We start from the raw sequence: 2,047 nt of genomic DNA, 5'->3' as shown, positions 1-2,047 counted from the left end.
TTGGTCGGACACTCTGAACGCCGTGATATTTTTGGCGATAACGTTGAAATTTTGAAGGCGAAACTCCAAAATGCATTAAATGCGGGCTTGACTGTCATTTATTGTGTGGGCGAAAGTCTTGAACAGCGTGAACAAGGGCAGGCAGAGCAAGTTGTTTTACAACAAATTTGTGATATTGCACCTGTAGTGACTGCTGAACAGTGGCAAAACCAAGTCGTAATTGCTTATGAGCCGATTTGGGCAATTGGTACTGGTAAAACAGCTTCACCACAAGATGCGCAAGCAATGCACGCTAAAATTCGTGAAGGCTTATGCCAGCTTACTTCAGCGGGTTCAAGTATTGCTATTTTATATGGTGGTAGTGTAAAAGCTGAAAATGCTGTTGAATTAGCTGCATGTCCAGATATTAATGGTGCGTTGGTGGGTGGTGCTTCATTAAATGCAGCATCTTTTTATCAAATTGTACAAGCCTTCGCGCAAAGCAAATAACGAGGATAGGGTATGCACTCTTTTGTACTTGTTGTACATATTATTTTAGCTGTACTGATGATTGCATTGATTTTAGTGCAACATGGTAAAGGCGCAGATGCTGGTGCTTCTTTTGGTGGTGGCGGTGCAGCAAATGTATTTGGTGCATCTGGTTCGGGTAACTTCCTTACTCGCCTGACTGCTGTTTTAACTGCATTGTTTTTTGTAACGAGTTTGACTCTTGCTGTTTTTGCAAAAAAACAGACTACAGAGGCATATAGTTTGAAAACTGTACAAACAACAGCACCAGCTCAAACAACATCGCCTGAAACTTCACCAAATGCACCAAAAACGGGTCAATAATTCGAAATAGGGCTTTCCTTTTGCAGTTGGAAGGACTAGAATGCGTCCCACAAGCTGCGGTGGTGGTGGAATTGGTAGACACGCTACCTTGAGGTGGTAGTGCCTTCGGGCGTGGGGGTTCAAGTCCCCCCTTCCGCACCAACTTTGAACCAGAAAGTTGAGTGCAAGCAGTTTATTGATGCGGGATGGAGCAGTCTGGTAGCTCGTCGGGCTCATAACCCGAAGGTCGTTGGTTCAAATCCAGCTCCCGCTACCAATTTGATTAAGGTGCAACTTAATCAAGCGAATATTGTAAAGTTTACATTGACTTTTTTCGATATTTGTATATAATTTTTGCACGTTGATGCGGGATGGAGCAGTCTGGTAGCTCGTCGGGCTCATAACCCGAAGGTCGTTGGTTCAAATCCAGCTCCCGCTACCAAGTTTCTTAAAAGAGGCTCACAGACAGGTGGGCCTTTTTGCACAGTGGACTATTGTTTTCTGTGCTACATAGGGGCGATTAACGCCCTTTTTTATTGGTTATCGTATCGCTATCGTGTAGTGTCGACATCAATTGGTCAAATAGTCATGCTTCACTATAGTAGGTCTGTGTCGGTTAAAACAACCGATTGAATCGCACGAGAATGACGAGAGTAAATGAAATTATCAAATAAATCCCAAGCATTGTATGACATGATTGCTCCAGCAGTGCAGGCATGTGGTGTTGACCTGTGGGGAATCGAATTCCTTCCACAAGGTAAACGTTCATTATTGCGTATTTATATCGATAGACCGGTTGATGAAAACGCTGAACCAGTGATTAATGAAGATGGTGAAGTAGAACAAGGTCGTGGTATTGGCGTACAAGATTGTGTACGTGTTACACAACAAGTCGGCGCGATGTTGGATGTTCATGATCCGATTTCAGGTGAATATTCTTTAGAAGTTTCTTCACCAGGTTGGGATCGCCCATTTTTTCAACTTGAACAGTTGCAAAGCTATATTGGACAACAAGTTGCTTTGCGTTTAATTGCAGCAGTAGAAAATCGCCGTAAATTTCAAGCAAAACTCCTTGCTGTAGACCTTGAAAATGAAGAGATTAAGGTTGAAGTTGAAGGAAAGCATGTGCTTGATATCGACAGCAACAATATCGATAAAGCAAACTTGATCTATCAAGATTAAATTTATTTAAATTATATAAGAAATCGGTAGGTGACTTATGGGCCGCGAAATTCTT

Annotated in this window: 3 protein-coding genes and 3 tRNA genes; all 6 read left to right on the top strand. The window is 42.4% G+C overall.

Annotation, left to right across the window (positions count from 1 at the left end; translation table 11 throughout):
* Positions 1–489 (top strand): triose-phosphate isomerase (locus J678_RS22735; RefSeq protein WP_032027577.1); only part of this gene is annotated, 489 nt, incomplete at its 5' end.
* A 12-nt stretch (positions 490–501) separates the two neighbouring features.
* Positions 502–831 (top strand): preprotein translocase subunit SecG, encoded by a 330-nt coding sequence (gene secG, locus J678_RS22730; protein WP_031955881.1) that lies wholly within the window; start codon positions 502–504, stop codon positions 829–831.
* A gap of 56 nt (positions 832–887) precedes the next feature.
* Positions 888–972: transfer RNA gene (locus J678_RS22725), tRNA-Leu, on the top strand.
* A gap of 38 nt (positions 973–1,010) precedes the next feature.
* Positions 1,011–1,087, top strand: a tRNA-Met gene (locus tag J678_RS22720).
* Between the two features lie 88 nt (positions 1,088–1,175).
* A tRNA-Met gene (locus tag J678_RS22715) sits at positions 1,176–1,252 on the top strand.
* Positions 1,253–1,467: 215 nt separating this feature from the next.
* Positions 1,468–1,992 (top strand): ribosome maturation factor RimP, encoded by a 525-nt coding sequence (rimP, locus tag J678_RS22710; protein WP_002157009.1) that lies wholly within the window; start codon positions 1,468–1,470, stop codon positions 1,990–1,992.
* Positions 1,993–2,047 lie beyond the last annotated feature (55 nt).

The sequence above is a fragment of the Acinetobacter sp. 1424608 genome (assembly GCF_000588255.1).
GTDB classification, from domain to species: Bacteria; Pseudomonadota; Gammaproteobacteria; order Pseudomonadales; family Moraxellaceae; genus Acinetobacter; species Acinetobacter nosocomialis.
Note: the sequence above shows the minus strand (reverse complement) of the source record. Positions and strands in the feature narration are given on the sequence as shown.